Here is a 15,543-nt window from a genome sequence, read left to right as displayed (position 1 = left end):
CGCAAGGAGATGTATGGGTTCTGTCGCGAACTACTCGCCCGGTCCCTGCGCCCCACCTTCACGCTCCGTCACGGCTGATGCATGGACACCGTATCATTCTACACATATTGTACGAGTCCCGCAAGGTCCGGTATTTACGGGGAGTGAGGTAGGTCACTACCCAGCAGGACTGGACCGACTTGAGCATGAACGACGTTTCAGCGTGGATTTTTCCAGGACAAGGCTCCCAACGGGTCGGCATGGGCCAGCAGCAGCTCGAGCGTTCCCGGGCCGCGCGGCGGGTGTTCGAAGAAGCCTCCGAAGCCGTGGGGATGGATCTCACCCGGCTGTGCCTGGAAGGGCCGTTGGAAAGGCTCACAGCCACGGAGAATGCCCAGCCTGCCATTGTCACATGCAGTGTCGCATGTCTGGCCATGCTGGAGGAGCAGGGGCTCCACCCCGCCGCGGTCGCGGGACACAGCGTGGGGGAGTTCTCGGCCCTGGTCGCGGCCCGCAGCCTGACGCTCGCGGCGGCGGTCCGGGCGGTCCGCAAGCGCGGAGAGCTGATGGCCCGTGTCACGGAGCCCGGGGGGATGCTCGCGGTCATGGGGCTCGATGCGCCGCGCGTCCAGGAACTCTGTGAGGCGGTGAAGCGGGACGACGTGCTCGTGGTGGCCCTCCACAACAGCCCGGGCCAGTTCGTCCTGTCGGGAAGCCCAGCAGCCCTGGAGCGCTTCCAGCAGCGCGCCCTGCCCGCGGGCGCCAGGGAGTGCGTGCGGCTCCAGGTCAGCCAGGCCTTCCATTCCCCGCTCATGGGTCGGATTCTGGAAGAGTGGCGCGCGGTGGTGGCCAGCATCCCGCTTCGCATGCCCCGGTATCCGGTGGTCCTCAACACCACGGCCCGGACCGTGAAGACACTGGTCTGCATCCGCCGGTCCATGGTGGATCAGCTCGTCGCCCCGGTCCTCTGGATGCAGTGTGTCCAGTCGCTCGTGGGCATGGGAATCACCCAGGTGCTGGAGGTGGGCGACAGCAAGGTCGTCTCCTCCCTGGCGAGGCGCACGGAGCCCTCCCTGCGGACTTCCACGACGCAGCTCGCCCCGTGACGGCGCGGGGCTGAAGCGCCCTTTCGTCAGGCGCCCCACGTCCACGTCCGAAAACGGCCAGACAGCCAGGGCCCGGCGTGGGAACTTCATCCCATGAACGGCCTGGACCCCGCCGCTTGTTACCGCGCGCTGACGACGCGGGACGCCCGCTTCGACGGGCGCTTCTTCACGGCGGTGAGGACGACGCGCATCTACTGCCGCCCCGTCTGCCCGGCGCGCGCGCCCCGCTTCGAGAACTGCGCCTTCTATCCCACCGCCGCCGCGGCCCAGGAGGCGGGCTTCCGCCCGTGCCTTCGCTGCCGGCCCGAGACGTCCCCCACGCTCGCCCCCTGGCGCGGCACCTCCGTCACCGTCTCCCGCGCCCTGGCCCTCATCGCCGACGGGCTGCTCGACGCCGACGACGGCGACGTCGAAGCGCTGGCGGCCCGGCTGGGCGTTGGCGACCGCCAACTGCGGCGGCTGTTCCAGCAACACCTGGGCGCCTCGCCCGTCGCCGTGGCGCAGACGCGCCGCGTCCTCTTCGCCCGCCAGCTCCTCCACGAAACGCACCTGTCCATGGCCGAAGTCGCCCTGGCCTCCGGCTTCGGCAGCGTCCGGCGCTTCAACGCCGTCTTCCAGGCCCTCTACCAGCGTCCCCCCGGAGCCCTGCGCCGCACCCGCTCGCCCGTCACCCCCGCCGCCTCCACGGTGCCCGTCGTCACCCTCTTCATCCCCTACCGGCCGCCCTATGACTGGGCCTCGATGGTGGCCCATCTGGAGGCCCGCGCGCTCACCGGCCTGGAGCTTGTCGAACCCGGGCGCTACCTGCGCACCGTGGTCCATGCGCTCGGTCGCGGCTCCGTGGAGATCGCGCCCGCGAAGGGGCTGGACGGACTGCGCGCCACCCTGCGCGTCAGCGACGTGAGGATGCTGCCGCCGGTCATCGCGCGGATCCGCCGCGTCTTCGACGTGGGCGCGGACGTGGACGCCATCCACGCGCACCTGTCACGAGACCCGCTGCTCGCGCCCCTCATCGCCGCCCGCCCCGGCCTGCGCGCCCCCGGCGGCTGGGACGGTTTCGAGCTGGCGGTCCGCGCCATCCTGGGCCAGCAGGTCACGGTCGCAGCGGCACGCGGCCTGGGCAACCGGCTCCTCGCGACCTTCGGGGAGCCCCTGGGCCCGGAGTCCACCGGGGACGCCCGCCTCCAGCGCGCCTTTCCCCTCCCCCAGGTCCTCGCCACCGCGGACCTCACCTGCCTGGGCATGCCGGCCGCACGGGCCCGCACGATCTCCAGTCTCGCGGCGGCGGCCATGGCGGACCCCACCCTCTTCCAGCCCGGCCCCTCGCTGGCGGACACCGTCGCCCGCTTCACGCGCCTGCCCGGCATTGGCGAATGGACCGCCCAGTACATCGCCCTGCGCGCCGTCCGGGAGACCGACGCCTTTCCCGCCTCCGACGTCGCCCTCCTCCGCGCCGCGACCGGGGCCGACGGCCAGCGACCCACCCCCGAAGCCCTGCTCCAGCGCGCCGAGTCCTGGAGCCCCTGGCGCGCCTATGCCGCCCAACACCTCTGGGCCGCCGACGCTGGCCGGACCCGAACCCCTTCCTCGCGAGACACCCATGAAGCCCCGCCAGCGCTTCTTCATTGATTCCACCCCCACGCCCACCGGACCCATGCTCATCGTCTGCGATGAGGCCGGTCAGCTGCGCGCCCTGGACTGGGAAGGCTACGAGGCCCGCATGCACCGGCTCCTGCGCTTGCACTATGGCGAGGACGGCTGCGTCCTGGAGCCCATGAAGGACCCCTCCGGCCGCACCTCCGCCCTCCAGGCCTACCTGCGCGGGGATATCAGCGCCATCAACGCCCTGCCCGTGGCGACCGCTGGCACTGCCTTCCAGCGCGAGGTCTGGCGCGCCCTGCGGGACATCCCCGCCGGCACCACCACCACCTACGCCCGGCTCGCCGAACGCATTGGTCGGCCCAGGGCGGTGCGCGCCGTGGGCGCGGCCAATGGCGCCAACCCCGTGGGCATCGTCGTGCCCTGCCACCGCGTCGTGGGTGCCAATGCCTCGCTGACAGGCTATGCCGGAGGAATCGAGCGCAAGCGCTGGCTGCTGGACCACGAACAGACCCACGCCCCCAGGGCCTGACCCCTTCAATCCCTCCCATCACCACTGAGAGCCTGCTCATGCCAGACACCACCGCCAGCACCTTCCGCGCGCTGCACCAGGGCAGCGAACTGCTCCTCCTGCCCAATGTCTGGGATGCCGGCAGCGCCCGGCTGTTCGAGAGCCTGGGCGCCCGCGCCATCGCCACCACCAGCGCCGGGATTGCCTGGGCGCTCGGCTACCCCGACGGCGACGTGCTCCCCATCGACCGGCTCGTCGCCACGGTGCAGGCCATCACCGGGGTCATCCGCGTGCCCCTCACCGTGGACGCGGAAGGCGGCTACTCGGACGACCCGGCCACCGTCGGGGAGAACGTGGCCCGGCTGCTGTCCGAGGGCGCCGTGGGCATCAACCTGGAGGACGGGAGCGGACCGCCGGAGCTGCTCGCGGCGAAGATTGAGCACGTGAAGCGGGCCAGTGCCCAGCGAGGCTTGGACGTCTTCGTCAATGCGCGCACGGATGTCTTCCTGCGCGGGCTCGTCCCGCCCGAGCGCCGCGTGGAGGAGACCCTGGCCCGGGCCGCCCGCTACCAGCAGGCCGGCGCGGACGGCCTCTTCGTTCCCGGCGCCACGAACGCGGCGGACCTTGAGGCCCTCACGCGCGGCACGCGGCTGCCGGTGAATGCCATGGCCCGGCCCGACCTTCCCAGCGTCCCAGAGTTGCAACGGCTGGGCGTGCGGCGCCTGAGCGCGGGCTCCGCCATCGCGCAAGCCCTCTGGGGCCGCGCGGGCGCGCTCGCCACCGCCTTCCTGCGCGAGGGCCACTCCGCGGCCCTGTTCGAGGAAGCCTCCAGCTACCCGTCCCTCAACGGACTGATGACCCGACGCTGACCGAGGCCCCATGTCCCAGGACGATCGCCAGCGCTGGAACGACCGCTACCAACGGGCCCCCGAGCAGCGGGAGCCGTCGGACTTCCTGCGCTCGCTCGCGGACCGGCTGCCCACCACGGGCCGGGCGCTCGACCTGGCCGGGGGACAGGGACATGACGCACGCTGGCTCGCGAAGCGCGGGCTGGACGTCACCCTGGTGGACCTCTCCGACGTGGCGCTGGAACAAGCGGGTGCGCTCGCGCGAGCGGAGGGATGGCCTCTCCAGCTCGCGCGCCTGGACCTGGAGGTGGATCCGCTGCCTCCCGGCCCGTTCGACCTCGTCGTGTGCCTGAACTACCTCTGGCGGCCGCTCTTCGCCGCGCTGCCCCGGGTGCTCACGCCGGGCGGGCTGTTCGTCTTCGCCCAGCCCACGCGGAGCAACCTGCAACGGCATCCACACCCGTCCGCCCGCTTCCTCCTGGAGGATGGAGAGCTGCCCACGCTCCTCCAGGAGTTCGAAACCCTCTCATCCTCCGAGGGCTGGACGGACGCAGGCCGTCATGAAGCATGCGTCCTCGTGCGGAGTCCTCGTCAATGACAGACAGGCGCGGACTCGCCGCCCCCCTCGGGGGAGTTAGAAGCTCCAGCAGGCGCCGTAGGCAGAGCGCCCACAGTAGGCATCGGCCGCGGCCTGGCACTGCCCATAGGCAATCTGGCCCGGGGCATACCAGAGCCACCCGCTGCCAGAGGTACACTTGAACGTGCACCGGTTCGCGCCGTTGTCCCACCCTTCACAGAGATTCTGCTCCGTGGTGGCCAGGCTCGGCGTCTCTTCGACCATTCCCTCCGTCTCCATCCCACCACAGGCGGCCAGGAGGGAGCCGAACGCGAGACTGACGAAAAGGGTCTTCATTTGCATGGGGTGTCTTCTCAGGGAGAACGCCGGCGAGATGCGCGGCATGTGAAGACATAACATGCCGAATGCAATCTTCCAAGAATAAGCCGCATTAGCAGTGATACCCGCCTTATCTGTCAACCATCCACCAGTCGACGTGCGTCATGCTCGGGGCTCCTCAGGCCCGTCGGCGGTACTGGATCTCGATGGCCTTCTGCGGCGCCTCACCGGGCTGGATGTTGAAGTGCGTGATGACGAGCGCGTCGGGCGAGGGCTGATCGATGTCCACGCGCCACCCCCAGCGCGGCGCATCGTCTCCCGCGAAGTAGGTGCCGGACACGGAGAACTTGTCGCTGACCCCGGCCTCCCCCAGCAGCGGCATGATGTCGGAGCCCACGTGGAAGGTGTCCACCCACGACATGGTGAACTGCCGCAAGTCCAGGTGGTGGCCCAGGGTGGCGATGCCCGACAGCGGCTTGCCGCCCATCGAGGACGTGTACTCGTGCACCACGAAGCGGCCGTCGAGCACGCTCCGGAAGGTGCCCGTGATGGGGGACTCATCCTCCACCTTGTCCGGTTCGAACCACGTGCGGGCGACGCCTTCCCAGCCGCCCACCAGGCGGGAGAGGAAGTGATGGGGACCACCGGGGGACTGGGACTGTTGCAGACGATCCTGGCTCATGGTGCCGGCCAGTCTCCCGGACACCCCCCTTCCGGGTCCACAACTCCCGCGCTTTCCCCAGCGGGGACAGCGCCGCTCCATTAGCTTCGCGCGTCGCGTCCAGGCCGTCCCGGACACGCCCAGCTTCGTCCTTCTCCCGGAGTCCTTCTTGCCGACCACCCACGCCTATTCCGCATCGAGCGCCAAGGCCGCGCTCGGTCCCTTCACCCTGGAGCGCCGCGAGCCGCGCCCCCAGGACGTGCTCATCGACATCCAGTACTGCGGGGTGTGCCACTCCGACATCCACCAGGCCCGCGACGAATGGGGCGGCGCCATTTTCCCCATGGTGCCGGGGCACGAAATCGTCGGGAAGGTGTCCCAGGTCGGCAGCGCCGTCACCGACTTCAAGGTCGGGGACAGCGTGGGCGTGGGCTGCTTCGTGGACTCGTGCCGCGAGTGCCCTCCCTGCCTCCAGGGAGACGAGCAGTACTGCGAGCGCGGCATGGTGAGCACCTACAACGGCCGGCAGAGGGACGGGACGCCCACCTACGGCGGCTACTCCACCCGCATCACCGTGGACTCCAAGTACGTGCTGCGCATCCCGGAGGGCATCCCCCTGGAGCGCGCCGCGCCGCTCCTGTGCGCGGGCATCACCACGTATTCACCCCTGCGCCACTACGGCCTGAAGCCCGGCGGCAAGCTGGCCGTTGTGGGCCTGGGCGGCCTGGGCCACATGGGCGTGAAGCTGGGCAAGGCGATGGGCGCCGAGGTGACGGTGCTCAGCACCTCCCCCTCCAAGCGCGACGACGCCCTGGCGCTGGGCGCCACGCACTTCGCCGCCACGTCGGACAAGAAGACCTTCAAGGCGCTGGCGAACCAGTTCGACCTCATCCTCGACACCGTCTCCGCGCCGCATGACTACAACGCGTACCTGGGCCTGCTGAAGCTGGACGGGACGATGATCCTCGTCGGCGTGCCCGAGGCCCCCACGCCGCTCGCCGCCTTCCCGCTCGTCATGAAGCGGCGCAAGCTGGGCGGGTCGCTCATCGGCGGCATCCGCGAGACGCAGGAGATGCTCGACTTCTGCGCGAAGCACCAGGTCGCCTCCGACGTGGAGGTCATCCCCATCCAGAAGATCAACGAGGCCTACGAGCGCATGATCAAGGGCGACGTGCGCTACCGCTTCGTCATCGACATCGCGAGCCTGAAGCAGGCTTAAGGCCGGTGCATCGCGGGCCCCGGGGCAGGCGCACCGGGGCTCGCGCGTCATCCGGGTGTCAGCTCCTCCAGGCCGTCCACAGCGACACGGCGCCGAAGATGAAGAAGAGCCCCGCGGTCACCCACCGCACCCACTTCATCTGCACCCGTCCCGCCAGCCGGTCGCCCAGGAAGACGGCGAGGCCGTCCGACACCAGCATCCCGGCCGTGCTGCCCAGCGTCACCATCACGGGCGCCTGGTAGCGCGCGGCCAGCGCCATGGTCGCAAGCTGCGTCTTGTCCCCCATCTCCGCCAGGAAGAAGAGCACCACGGTGGTGAGGAAGGCGCCAAAGCGCGGCAGCTTGCCTCCATCGTCGTCCAGCGTGTCGGGCTTCAGCGTCCACAGGCCGAAGCCCAGGAACAGCACCGCCAAGATCAACGCCATCACCCGCGCCGGCACGTGCGTGGCCACCCAGGTGCCCACCGACGACGCCAGCGCATGGTTGGCGATGGTGGCCACGAGGATGCCGGCCAGCACCACCCACGGCTTGCGGAACTTCGACGCCAGCGAGAACGCCAGCAATTGCGTCTTGTCCCCCATCTCACTGGCGGCGACCAAGACGAACGACCCGAGCACGGACTCCCACGACATCATGAAGGCTCCCCTTCCCAGTCCCTGGCGCGAAAGGTGTCGTGGTGAGAGCGCTTCAGGGGGAGCGCGCACGACGGACCTCGGCCAGGGAGCATTGAATCCCTGTCCGAAGGTCTCGTTCGTCTCGCGCGCTTCGCGAGGTGGGGGCCCGGGCTGTTTCCAGCCAGTGTGTCGAGCTTCCCGACGCCTCTTACAGCCGGCGTGAACTACTCCCCTTACGTGTCGTCGCAAGTAGCAGTGCGGCCCGGATGAGTCAACCCGACACATCCCCAGCGCCCGGGCGCTCCTACGTCTGGCGTCCCTTTTTTTGACGACACGAGAGGCTGCCCCCCTAATGCCGGGGACAGGTCGGTAGCGGCCTGTAGCAGCAGCAAAAGCCTGGAGGATGCCCCGATGCAGGATGGAAGCGCCAGCCCGCTGAGCCCCGACGCTCCGTCGTCCCAGTCTCCGGTGGAACCCGGTGAGGTCCGGAGCCCGGAGGCCGACATCGTCTCCACCCACGTCCTCGTGCCCGAGGAACAGGTCCACAAGCTGCGCGAACTGGCGCGGCGCACCCGCATCCACCAGAGCGAGTACCTGCGTGAGGCGGTCGAGGACCTGCTGTCCAAGTACGGCCGCATGCCCGCCAAGACGCAAGGCGAGTCGTGATGCGCCCGGCGCCCCTGCGGTACTCCCGCCGGAGCGCCCTGTCCCTGCGCGAACGGCTGCGGCGCTGGCTGGAGCAGGAGCTGTAGTCCTCCGCCCCGCCCTGGAGCGAGCCAGGAGGGAAACACGCTAGGTTCGGGTCCTTCCTTGTCTCCAGGAGCCCCTGACCTTGATGCGTCCCTCCCTGATGACCGCCGTCCTCGCGCTGGCCACCACCGGCTGCGCCACGTCCGGCTTCGAGCAGCTGTACCCCGGCATGACGCCCGCCCAGGTGGCGAACACCATGGGCAAGGGCCCGGCCCGGGCGCAGGAGTTCCAGGATGGCTCGTCGGCCTGGTACTTCGACGAGGACCACTGCGTGCTGATGCGCGACAACGTCCTCGTGGGCAAGGCGACCACGCAGACGCGCACGGCGGTGCACACGCCCGTGGGTTCGCTTAAGGATGAGGACAAGGCGTTCTGTGGCCCTCCGGGATCGGAGGGCAACGCCAACCGCGAGCAGACGCTCCAGACGCCCCTGGGCACCTTCAAGGGCACCGTGGACCCCGCCGCGGTCACCGAACAGGTGAAGAACAGCGTGCGCAACCAGAAGGTCCCGCCCCCGGCGCAGACCTCGCCGTCCGACGGTGCCACGCAGGCCACGCAGCCCACGCCGTAGACAGCCGCCCCGTCACCGCCGGGGCCGGCGTGCGGTACTCAGGCCGTGGTCGAACGGGTGACGGTGCCGTCGTCGCCGTCCTTCTTCATGTTCCCGGCCAACTCGCGGAAGGACATGTGGCTGATGGACAGCAGGATGAGTCCGAAGAGGATCTGCTGCGCCGTCTGACACAGCCACAGCACGTTGGCGTAGGCGAGCCCGTGGGCGTTCACCACGGCGGCGGGCAGGAACAGGCTCAAGCCCACCTTGATGGCGGCCTGGAAGGTGCCCGCCATGCCGGGCGCGGCGGGAATCATCGCGCCCACCACCAGCACGCACATCACGATGTACGACTGGAACAGCGACAGGCCCATGGGCTCGCAGGCGACGCCCGGTGAAGCGCCGGAGCAGTCGAACGCGCGGGCGAGCAGCGCCATGCCGAAGCCGTTCACGGCCCAGTACAGCACCGTGTAGAGGAAGAAGAGGGCGATGTGCCGGCCGTCGGGGAGCTGCCGCATGGCGCCCACGAAGGTGTCCACGATGTCGGCCACCTTGTCCGCGACCGAGGGCGAGAAGCGACCCACGGTGGCGCGCACGAGCCGCACGGTGGTCTCCTGGTGCCACAGGCCCAGGAGCAGGAACAGGAGCCCGCCGCCGAACACGCCGAACATCAGCCACGAGCCCAGCTTCACGTACCGCACGCCCTCCGTCTCCACCGGGACGAAGAAGAGCAGCACGCGGAAGAGGGCCGCGACGAAGAGGCCATCCACGATGCGCTCCAGCACCACGGACGTCATCGCCGCGCTGCGGCGGATGGAGCTGCGCTGGGCGATGAGGAAGGGCCGGGCGAACTCCCCCAGTCGGAACGGCAGCACCAGCAGCATCATGAAGCCGATGCCGGACGCTTCGTTGAGCTTGCCGAACGGCACGCGCTCCAGGCCCGACAGCAACGCACCCCAGCGCAGCGTGCGGAACACGTGCACGAGGGTCAGGCACAGGAAGTACGGCAGCACCCACGCGTAGTTGGCCGCCTTGAGGCTGGCGATCTGCGTGGACACGTCCGTGTCCCGGAAGGCCCACCACATGAAGGCGGCGGTGACGAGCAGGCTGGCAATCAGGTTGACGGCGCGTTTCACGGCGGCCGGGTATATCCTCCCTGCCTTTGCGACTCCAGCAGCACGGCCGGCCCCGGCCCCCGGGTCCGCACGCACGTGGGCCCCACGACGGCGCGCTCCCCTGCCCCGTCGCTCAACGTCCCGGAAGAATTCTTCAACCTCCCGAAGGTACGGCGCTCAGGCGTCGTGACCCCGGTTGGAGCCGTCGGGCGGCAGCTCGTCCTCCTGCTCATCCACCTGCCGGTCAGGCACGCGGTACTCCTCCCCCAGCCAGCGGCCCAGGTCGACGGCGCGGCAGCGGCGGGAGCAGAAGGGTTGGGAGGTGTTCTCCGGACGCGGAGGCACGGGCTTCTGACAGATGGGACACGGCGGAAGTGGCATGGCGGATGGAGTCCTAGATAAGCCTTGACGCTCCGGCGGGCCAGGACGTTTCGTGGTTCCGCCGTGCAGCCGACCCCCATGACCGCTCACACGCTTCGCGGAGTTCCCCCATGAAGGTCGTGCGCATCACCCAGCCGGGCGGTCCGGAAGTCCTCGCGTTCGACGAGCGGCCGGAGCCAGTCCCGGGTCCGAACGACGTCCAGGTGCGGGTGCGCGCGAGCGCGCTGAACCGGGCGGACCTGCTCCAGGTGCGGGGCGCCTATCCACCACCGCAGGATGTTCCGCAGGACGTGCCGGGCCTGGAGTACGCGGGCGAGGTGGTGGCGGTGGGGTCCCGGGCGCGGAAGTTCCAGGTGGGGGACCGGGTGATGGGGCTGGTGGGAGGGGGCGCGTGGAGCGAGGTGCTCACCACGCACGAGCGCGAGGTGCTGCGCATGCCGCAAGGGATGGACTTCGCGGACGCGGCGGCGCTGCCGGAGGCGTACCTGACGGCCTGGGACGCGCTGGTGCTCCAGGCGGACCTGCGGCCCGGGGAGACGGTGCTGGTGCACGCGGTGGCGAGCGGCGTGGGCTCCGCGGCGGCCCTGCTCTGCCGGGCGATGGGCGTGCGCGTGGTGGGCACGGGGCGCAATGCCTCCAAGCTGGCGCGGGCGTCGGAGTGGGGCGTGGCGCGGACGGTGCTCTGTGAATCATCGCCGCCCGTGTTCGCGGACGCGGTGCTGGCGGCGACGGGAGGCCGGGGCGCGGACGTGTGCCTGGACCTAGTGGGCGGCAACTACCTGCCGGAGTCACTGAAGGCGATGGCGCCCCGGGGCCGGCTGATGCAGGTGGGGGCCGTGGCGGGGAGCCGCGCGGACGTGGACCTGGGCGTGGTGATGCGCAAGCGGCTGCGGATCACGGGCACGGTGCTCCGGAGCCGGCCGGCCGAGGAGAAGATGGCCCTGACGCAGGCGGCGGAGCGGCAGTTGCTTCCGCTGTTCGAATCGGGCGCGCTGAAGGCCGTGGTGGACGAGGTGCTGCCCATGACGGACATCCGCTCCGGGTTGGAGCGGATGGCGGGCAACAGCACGGTGGGGAAGCTCGTGGTGCGCTGGGACGATTAGGTTTTCCGGACAGGGCTCCGCTTCCTGGCGGGGGCCTTCTTGACCGTTCGCGGCGCGGATGTTTCAGGCGAAGAAGACAGCTCGGCCTTGAGCACCTTGGCTGATGCGCACCGGCGCCACGCCTCCTTGAGCAGGGATTGCAGCAGGGGCCGCGTCACCGTGGTGAGCTGCACGATGACCATGGGCCAGTCCTGGTAGTGCGGCGTGACACGGAAGACGTCTGGCTGGGTTTGCAGCAGGGCCTCGCGGTGGTCGAAGTCCACCTTGATGACGATGGAGTCATCATCCAGCACGCGCGCGAAGAGCTTGTCGCTCACGCGGAATCCTGGCGTGCCGTAGGAAGGACGCTCTTCCGTCGCGGGCAGCGCCAGCGCCAGTTCCCGCACGTCGTCCACCGTGAGCCGGCCCTTGCGCTTCACCAGCTTTGCCTGCTTCGTCGCCATCTCACCCCTCCAGTCACCGCCTGAGGCCCGAACTGTAGCCCCAGGCCGCCAGGCAGCACGGAAGCCGTTGCACGCGGAAGGCGGAACCGTATCCTGCGCCGCCATGGCTACCCACTTCGACCCCGCCGCCGCCGCGCAGCCGGGCTCCGGCATCTTCGGCCTCCCCCACTCCCCCGACGAGGCACACGTCGTCGTCATCCCCGTGCCCTTCGAGGCCACCACCAGCTACGGCGGAGGCACGTCCGACGGGCCCGCCGCCCTGCTGGACGCCAGCCGTCAGGTGGACCTGTTCGACGTGGAGACCGGCCGGCCCTACGAGCGCGGCATCGCCATGCTGGAGGCCCCCGCCGAACTCCACGAATGGAACACCCAGGCCAAGGAGCGCGCCCAGATCGTCATCGAGGCCGGTGGCATCGAGGACGGCACGCCGGAACTCCTCGCCGCCGCGCGCGACGTCAACGCCTTCAGCGAGAAGCTCAACGACCACGTCTACCGCACCGCGAAGCACTGGTTGGAGCAGGGCAAGTGCGTGGCCGCCGTGGGCGGAGACCACGCCATCTCCTTCGGCATCATCCAGGCCCACGCGGAGAAGTACCCCGGCATGGGTGTGCTCCACCTGGATGCGCACGCCGACCTGCGCGTCGCCTACGAGGGCTTCACCTGGTCACACGCGTCCATCTTCTACAACGTCGTGGAGCGCATCCCCGGCGTGAAGACGCTCGTCCAGGTCGGCCTGCGCGACATGAGCGAGAACGAGCACCGCTACATCGAGAACTCCGGCGGGCGCATCCAGGCGTTCTTCGACGCCACCCTCCAGAACAACCGCTTCGACGGCCTGCCCTGGAACCAGCAGGTGAAGCAGATCGTCGACAAGCTTCCGCAGCAGGTCTACCTGTCGTTCGACATCGACGGGTTGGATCCCGTGCTGTGCCCGCACACCGGCACCCCCGTGCCCGGCGGCCTGTCCTTCCCGGAGGCCACCGCGCTCGTCGCGGGCGTCGTGCGTTCGGGCCGCACCATCGTCGGCTTCGACCTGACCGAAGTGGCCCCCGACCCCGAGGGCAGCGAGTGGGACGCCAACGTGGGCGCCCGCCTGCTCTACAAGATGATCGGCTGGATGCTGAAGTCGCAGAAGGCCTGAAGCCTCAGGCCCCTCGCGGCAGGGACACACTGAACGTCGCGCCCCGGCCGGGCACCGACTCGGCCGACAGCGCGCCGCCGTGCAGCTTCGCCAGCTCCGAGGCCACGTAGAGCCCCAGCGCATCCCCCCGGGCCGGTCCGTCCGGGAAGGGCTGGAACAGCCGGGGCAGCTCCGCTTCGGGGATGCCCGGCCCCGGGTCGCTCACGCACACCAACACCCGCGCGTCGGACACCCGCAGCTCCACGCGCACCCCACCCTGCCGGGCCGCGTTCGACAACAGCACGTCGAACACCCGCCCCAGGCGGGCCGCGTCGAAGCGCAGCGCCACCGGCTCCTCGGGCACCACCAGCTCCACCGGCACCCCGGGCCCCAGCGTGCGACACCGCTCCACCGAGGCCTCCAGGTGCGCTCTCAGCTCACCCTCCACCGGCTGCAACGTCAGGCTGCCCGCACTCAGGCTCGCCGCGTCCTGGAGGTGCTGGCCCATCCGCTCCAGTGACTGGAGCTGCGCGCCCAACGCGGTCACCGCGTCCTGGGTCGGGGGCGACAGGCCCTCCAGCTTCAGCAGTTGGACGCGCGCGGCCTCCAGCGGACCCTGGAGCGTGCGCGCCACCCACTGGCCCAGCGCCTCCACCGGCGTCGCGGGCGCGTGGGATGCCTCGGGGGCTTCCTCCAGCACGCGGCGGATCAGCGCTTCGAAGTCGTTGATCTCGAACGGCTTATTGAGGAACGCGGTCGAGTCCGGCGAGCCCTGCTGGAGCACCGCGCTCAACAGGATGATGGGCACCTCGCGCAGGCCGGGCTCCTGCTTCAGGCGGCTGCACAGCTCCATGCCACTCATGCGCGGCATCATGTGGTCCGTCACCACGAGCTGCGGCCTTCGCGAGCGCGCCAGCGCCAGCGCCTCCTCGCCATCCCGTGCGCGCACGACGTCGTGCCCCAGGTCCTCCACCACCTGGCTCAGCACCTCCAGCACCGCCGGTTCGTCATCCGCGACCAGGACGAGACTCATGTCAAAGGACTCCTACGCCCCCGCGGGCTTCAAGAAACACGCCGCGCCGGGACGCAGGCTCAGGTCCCCCTCACTCCCCCGGGTGCGCAATCAGGCGGGGACCGGGACGTTCTGCCTGAAAGTGCGTTCGCTCACGGTTGCACCTTCAGGTCCCTGGTCTATGAAGAGCCGGACGCCGCATCCAGACACCCCGGGAATGGCTGGGGCCTTCCCGACATTCAGACTGTCTTCCAGGAGACGCTTCCTGGCGGCGCACGGAGGAAGGACATGAGGGCAGGACACATCCGGTGGGGGCTCTTGCTGGTGGGATTCACCCTGGCGCTCCCCGCGCACGCGGACCTGTCGCGGCGCCGCAGCGACGTGGTGGAGGTCGTGCAGAAGGTCTCTCCCGCGGTCGTCTACATCGGCACCGAGCAGGAGGTGGAGTCGCGCTTCCGGGGCCGCGCCCGCTCGCCGCTGGAGGAGTTCTTCGGCCAGGGCATGGCGGAGCCGGAGACGCGCCAGCGCATCCAGGGCCTGGGCAGCGGCGCCATCATCGACGCGTCGGGCATCATCGTCACCAACGACCACGTCATCCGGGGCGCGTCCGCCATCCACGTGGTGCTCGCGGATGGGCGCACCTTCGACGCGGAGGTGGTGGGCAGTGATGCCAACAACGACCTGGCCGTGCTCAAGGTGAACGCGAAGCAGCCCCTGCCCACCGCGAAGCTGGGCACCAGCTCCGACCTGATGATTGGCGAGACGGTGGTGGCCATTGGCAGCCCGTTCGGCCTGAGCAAGACGGTGACGGCGGGCGTGGTGTCCGCCACCGGCCGCACCTTCCGCGCCGACGACCGCGTCTACAACGACTTCATCCAGACGGACGCGGCCATCAACCCGGGCAACTCCGGCGGGCCGCTGCTCAACGTGGACGGGGAGATCATCGGCATCAACACCGCCATCTACGCGAACGGTCAGGGCATCGGCTTCGCCATCCCCGCGGACAAGGTGCGGCGCATCGTGGAGGAGCTCACGCGCTTCGGGAAGGTGCGCCCCGCCTGGGTGGGCATGGACACGACGAACCTCCCCGCTCAGGTCGCCGCGCGGCTCGGGTGGGATCGCACCTACGGTGCGGTGGTGACGAACGTGGAGCCCGACAGTCCGGCCTCGCAGGCGGGCGTCCAACGCGGTGACGTGGTGGCCGAACTGGGGGGTTCACGCATCCAGGACGCCGAGGATTTCGACTCGCGCGTACGCGGCTATCCGGCCCGCTCGGTCTTCCCCCTGGTGCTCTTCCGAGCAGGCTCAAGCCGCACCGTGCAGGTGACGCCGATTGAATTTCCTGCCCGCCTGCTCGAAAACCTGGCGTGGGAACGGCTAGGACTCCGGGTGAAGGAGAATAAAAACGGGATGGCGATCTCCGCGGTGCGTCCGGGCTCCGCCGCGTCGGAGATTGGCCTGGAGTCGGGAGATGTGCTCTTGCGGATGAACAATCAGCCGGTTCCGACAGCTGACACTTTCCGTGAAGGCCTGCTCACAGCGCGACGGGGACGTAGCGTGCTGTTGCTCGTGCGTCGCGGTCGCTACGCGTACCACCTGACACTGCCGTTCGAAGGGCAGAGGCTGTAGTCGTTACGC

18 protein-coding genes are annotated in these 15,543 nt (G+C 69.8%); 11 read left to right on the top strand and 7 right to left on the bottom strand.

Translation table 11 applies throughout. The annotated features are described in order from the left end of the window. The first annotated feature begins 185 nt into the window (after positions 1-185). From OV208_RS12875 to OV208_RS12855, 5 genes are all read left to right on the top strand, one after another. A complete protein-coding gene (locus tag OV208_RS12875; RefSeq protein ID WP_267574125.1) occupies positions 186-1,085 on the top strand; it encodes an ACP S-malonyltransferase in 900 nt (299 codons plus the stop codon). 93 nt (positions 1,086-1,178) lie between these two features. Then, positions 1,179-2,714: a DNA-3-methyladenine glycosylase 2 family protein gene (locus OV208_RS12870; RefSeq protein WP_267574124.1), complete on the top strand. Its 1,536-nt coding sequence runs from the start codon at positions 1,179-1,181 to the stop codon at positions 2,712-2,714. Further along, positions 2,686-3,216: a methylated-DNA--[protein]-cysteine S-methyltransferase gene (gene ogt / locus OV208_RS12865; RefSeq protein ID WP_267574123.1), complete on the top strand. Its 531-nt coding sequence runs from the start codon at positions 2,686-2,688 to the stop codon at positions 3,214-3,216. The genes OV208_RS12870 and ogt overlap by 29 nt, the downstream gene beginning before the upstream one ends. Before the next feature lie 38 nt (positions 3,217-3,254). After that, positions 3,255-4,064, top strand: coding sequence for an isocitrate lyase/PEP mutase family protein (locus OV208_RS12860; RefSeq protein WP_267574122.1), 810 nt, complete (start codon positions 3,255-3,257; stop codon positions 4,062-4,064). Positions 4,065-4,074: 10 nt separating this feature from the next. Then, complete coding sequence (locus OV208_RS12855) at positions 4,075-4,641, top strand: class I SAM-dependent methyltransferase (RefSeq protein WP_267574121.1); 567 nt, start codon at positions 4,075-4,077, stop codon at positions 4,639-4,641. A gap of 36 nt (positions 4,642-4,677) precedes the next feature. On the opposite strand, the gene OV208_RS12850 is transcribed toward OV208_RS12855, so the two are convergent. Together OV208_RS12850 and OV208_RS12845 are read right to left on the bottom strand one after the other, a co-directional pair. Continuing rightward, a complete protein-coding gene (locus OV208_RS12850; protein WP_267574120.1) occupies positions 4,678-4,956 on the bottom strand; it encodes a hypothetical protein in 279 nt (92 codons plus the stop codon). 160 nt (positions 4,957-5,116) lie between these two features. Beyond that, positions 5,117-5,620 (bottom strand): DUF1579 domain-containing protein, encoded by a 504-nt coding sequence (locus tag OV208_RS12845; RefSeq protein ID WP_267574119.1) that lies wholly within the window; start codon positions 5,618-5,620, stop codon positions 5,117-5,119. Positions 5,621-5,768: 148 nt separating this feature from the next. Here OV208_RS12845 and OV208_RS12840 point away from each other — a divergent pair, with 148 nt between their 5' ends. Next, positions 5,769-6,818, top strand: a complete 1,050-nt coding sequence (locus tag OV208_RS12840) for an NAD(P)-dependent alcohol dehydrogenase (RefSeq protein WP_267574118.1) — start codon at positions 5,769-5,771, stop codon at positions 6,816-6,818. A gap of 58 nt (positions 6,819-6,876) precedes the next feature. Here the strand turns inward: OV208_RS12840 and OV208_RS12835 are convergent, their stop codons facing one another. Beyond that, complete coding sequence (locus OV208_RS12835) at positions 6,877-7,449, bottom strand: TMEM165/GDT1 family protein (RefSeq protein ID WP_267574287.1); 573 nt, start codon at positions 7,447-7,449, stop codon at positions 6,877-6,879. Between the two features lie 393 nt (positions 7,450-7,842). On the opposite strand from OV208_RS12835, the gene OV208_RS12830 reads away from it, so the two are divergent. Both OV208_RS12830 and OV208_RS12825 read left to right on the top strand, forming a co-directional pair. Next, positions 7,843-8,097, top strand: coding sequence for a ribbon-helix-helix domain-containing protein (locus OV208_RS12830; RefSeq protein ID WP_267574117.1), 255 nt, complete (start codon positions 7,843-7,845; stop codon positions 8,095-8,097). A gap of 169 nt (positions 8,098-8,266) precedes the next feature. Then, entirely contained in the window at positions 8,267-8,752 is a 486-nt protein-coding gene (locus OV208_RS12825; protein WP_267574286.1) for a hypothetical protein, read from the top strand. 38 nt (positions 8,753-8,790) lie between these two features. Here OV208_RS12825 and OV208_RS12820 read toward each other — a convergent pair whose 3' ends face one another. Together OV208_RS12820 and OV208_RS12815 are read right to left on the bottom strand one after the other, a co-directional pair. Continuing rightward, the gene (locus OV208_RS12820) at positions 8,791-9,867 is read right to left on the bottom strand and encodes a lysylphosphatidylglycerol synthase transmembrane domain-containing protein (protein WP_267574116.1); all 1,077 of its coding nucleotides are present in this window, start codon (positions 9,865-9,867) and stop codon (positions 8,791-8,793) included. A 156-nt stretch (positions 9,868-10,023) separates the two neighbouring features. Then, positions 10,024-10,227: a DNA gyrase inhibitor YacG gene (locus tag OV208_RS12815; RefSeq protein WP_120545030.1), complete on the bottom strand. Its 204-nt coding sequence runs from the start codon at positions 10,225-10,227 to the stop codon at positions 10,024-10,026. A 110-nt stretch (positions 10,228-10,337) separates the two neighbouring features. Here OV208_RS12815 and OV208_RS12810 point away from each other — a divergent pair, with 110 nt between their 5' ends. Then, positions 10,338-11,330 (top strand): NAD(P)H-quinone oxidoreductase, encoded by a 993-nt coding sequence (locus OV208_RS12810; protein WP_267574115.1) that lies wholly within the window; start codon positions 10,338-10,340, stop codon positions 11,328-11,330. Here the strand turns inward: OV208_RS12810 and OV208_RS12805 are convergent. Next, entirely contained in the window at positions 11,327-11,773 is a 447-nt protein-coding gene (locus OV208_RS12805) for an MmcQ/YjbR family DNA-binding protein (RefSeq protein WP_267574114.1), read from the bottom strand. The two genes, OV208_RS12810 and OV208_RS12805, sit on opposite strands and share 4 nt — an antisense overlap. Positions 11,774-11,876: 103 nt before the next feature. Between OV208_RS12805 and OV208_RS12800 the strand changes: the two genes are divergently transcribed. Beyond that, positions 11,877-12,914 (top strand): agmatinase family protein, encoded by a 1,038-nt coding sequence (locus OV208_RS12800; protein ID WP_267574113.1) that lies wholly within the window; start codon positions 11,877-11,879, stop codon positions 12,912-12,914. A gap of 4 nt (positions 12,915-12,918) precedes the next feature. On the opposite strand, the gene OV208_RS12795 is transcribed toward OV208_RS12800, so the two are convergent. Then, positions 12,919-13,926 (bottom strand): sensor histidine kinase, encoded by a 1,008-nt coding sequence (locus tag OV208_RS12795; protein WP_267574112.1) that lies wholly within the window; start codon positions 13,924-13,926, stop codon positions 12,919-12,921. Positions 13,927-14,193: 267 nt separating this feature from the next. Between OV208_RS12795 and OV208_RS12790 the strand changes: the two genes are divergently transcribed. Next, entirely contained in the window at positions 14,194-15,534 is a 1,341-nt protein-coding gene (locus OV208_RS12790) for a trypsin-like peptidase domain-containing protein (protein WP_267574111.1), read from the top strand. Positions 15,535-15,543 lie beyond the last annotated feature (9 nt).

The organism is Corallococcus sp. bb12-1, assembly GCF_026626765.1.
GTDB classification, from domain to species: Bacteria; Myxococcota; Myxococcia; order Myxococcales; family Myxococcaceae; genus Corallococcus; species Corallococcus terminator.
The sequence above is the reverse complement of the archived record's forward strand: the minus strand, read 5'-3'. Positions and strand labels throughout refer to the sequence as shown.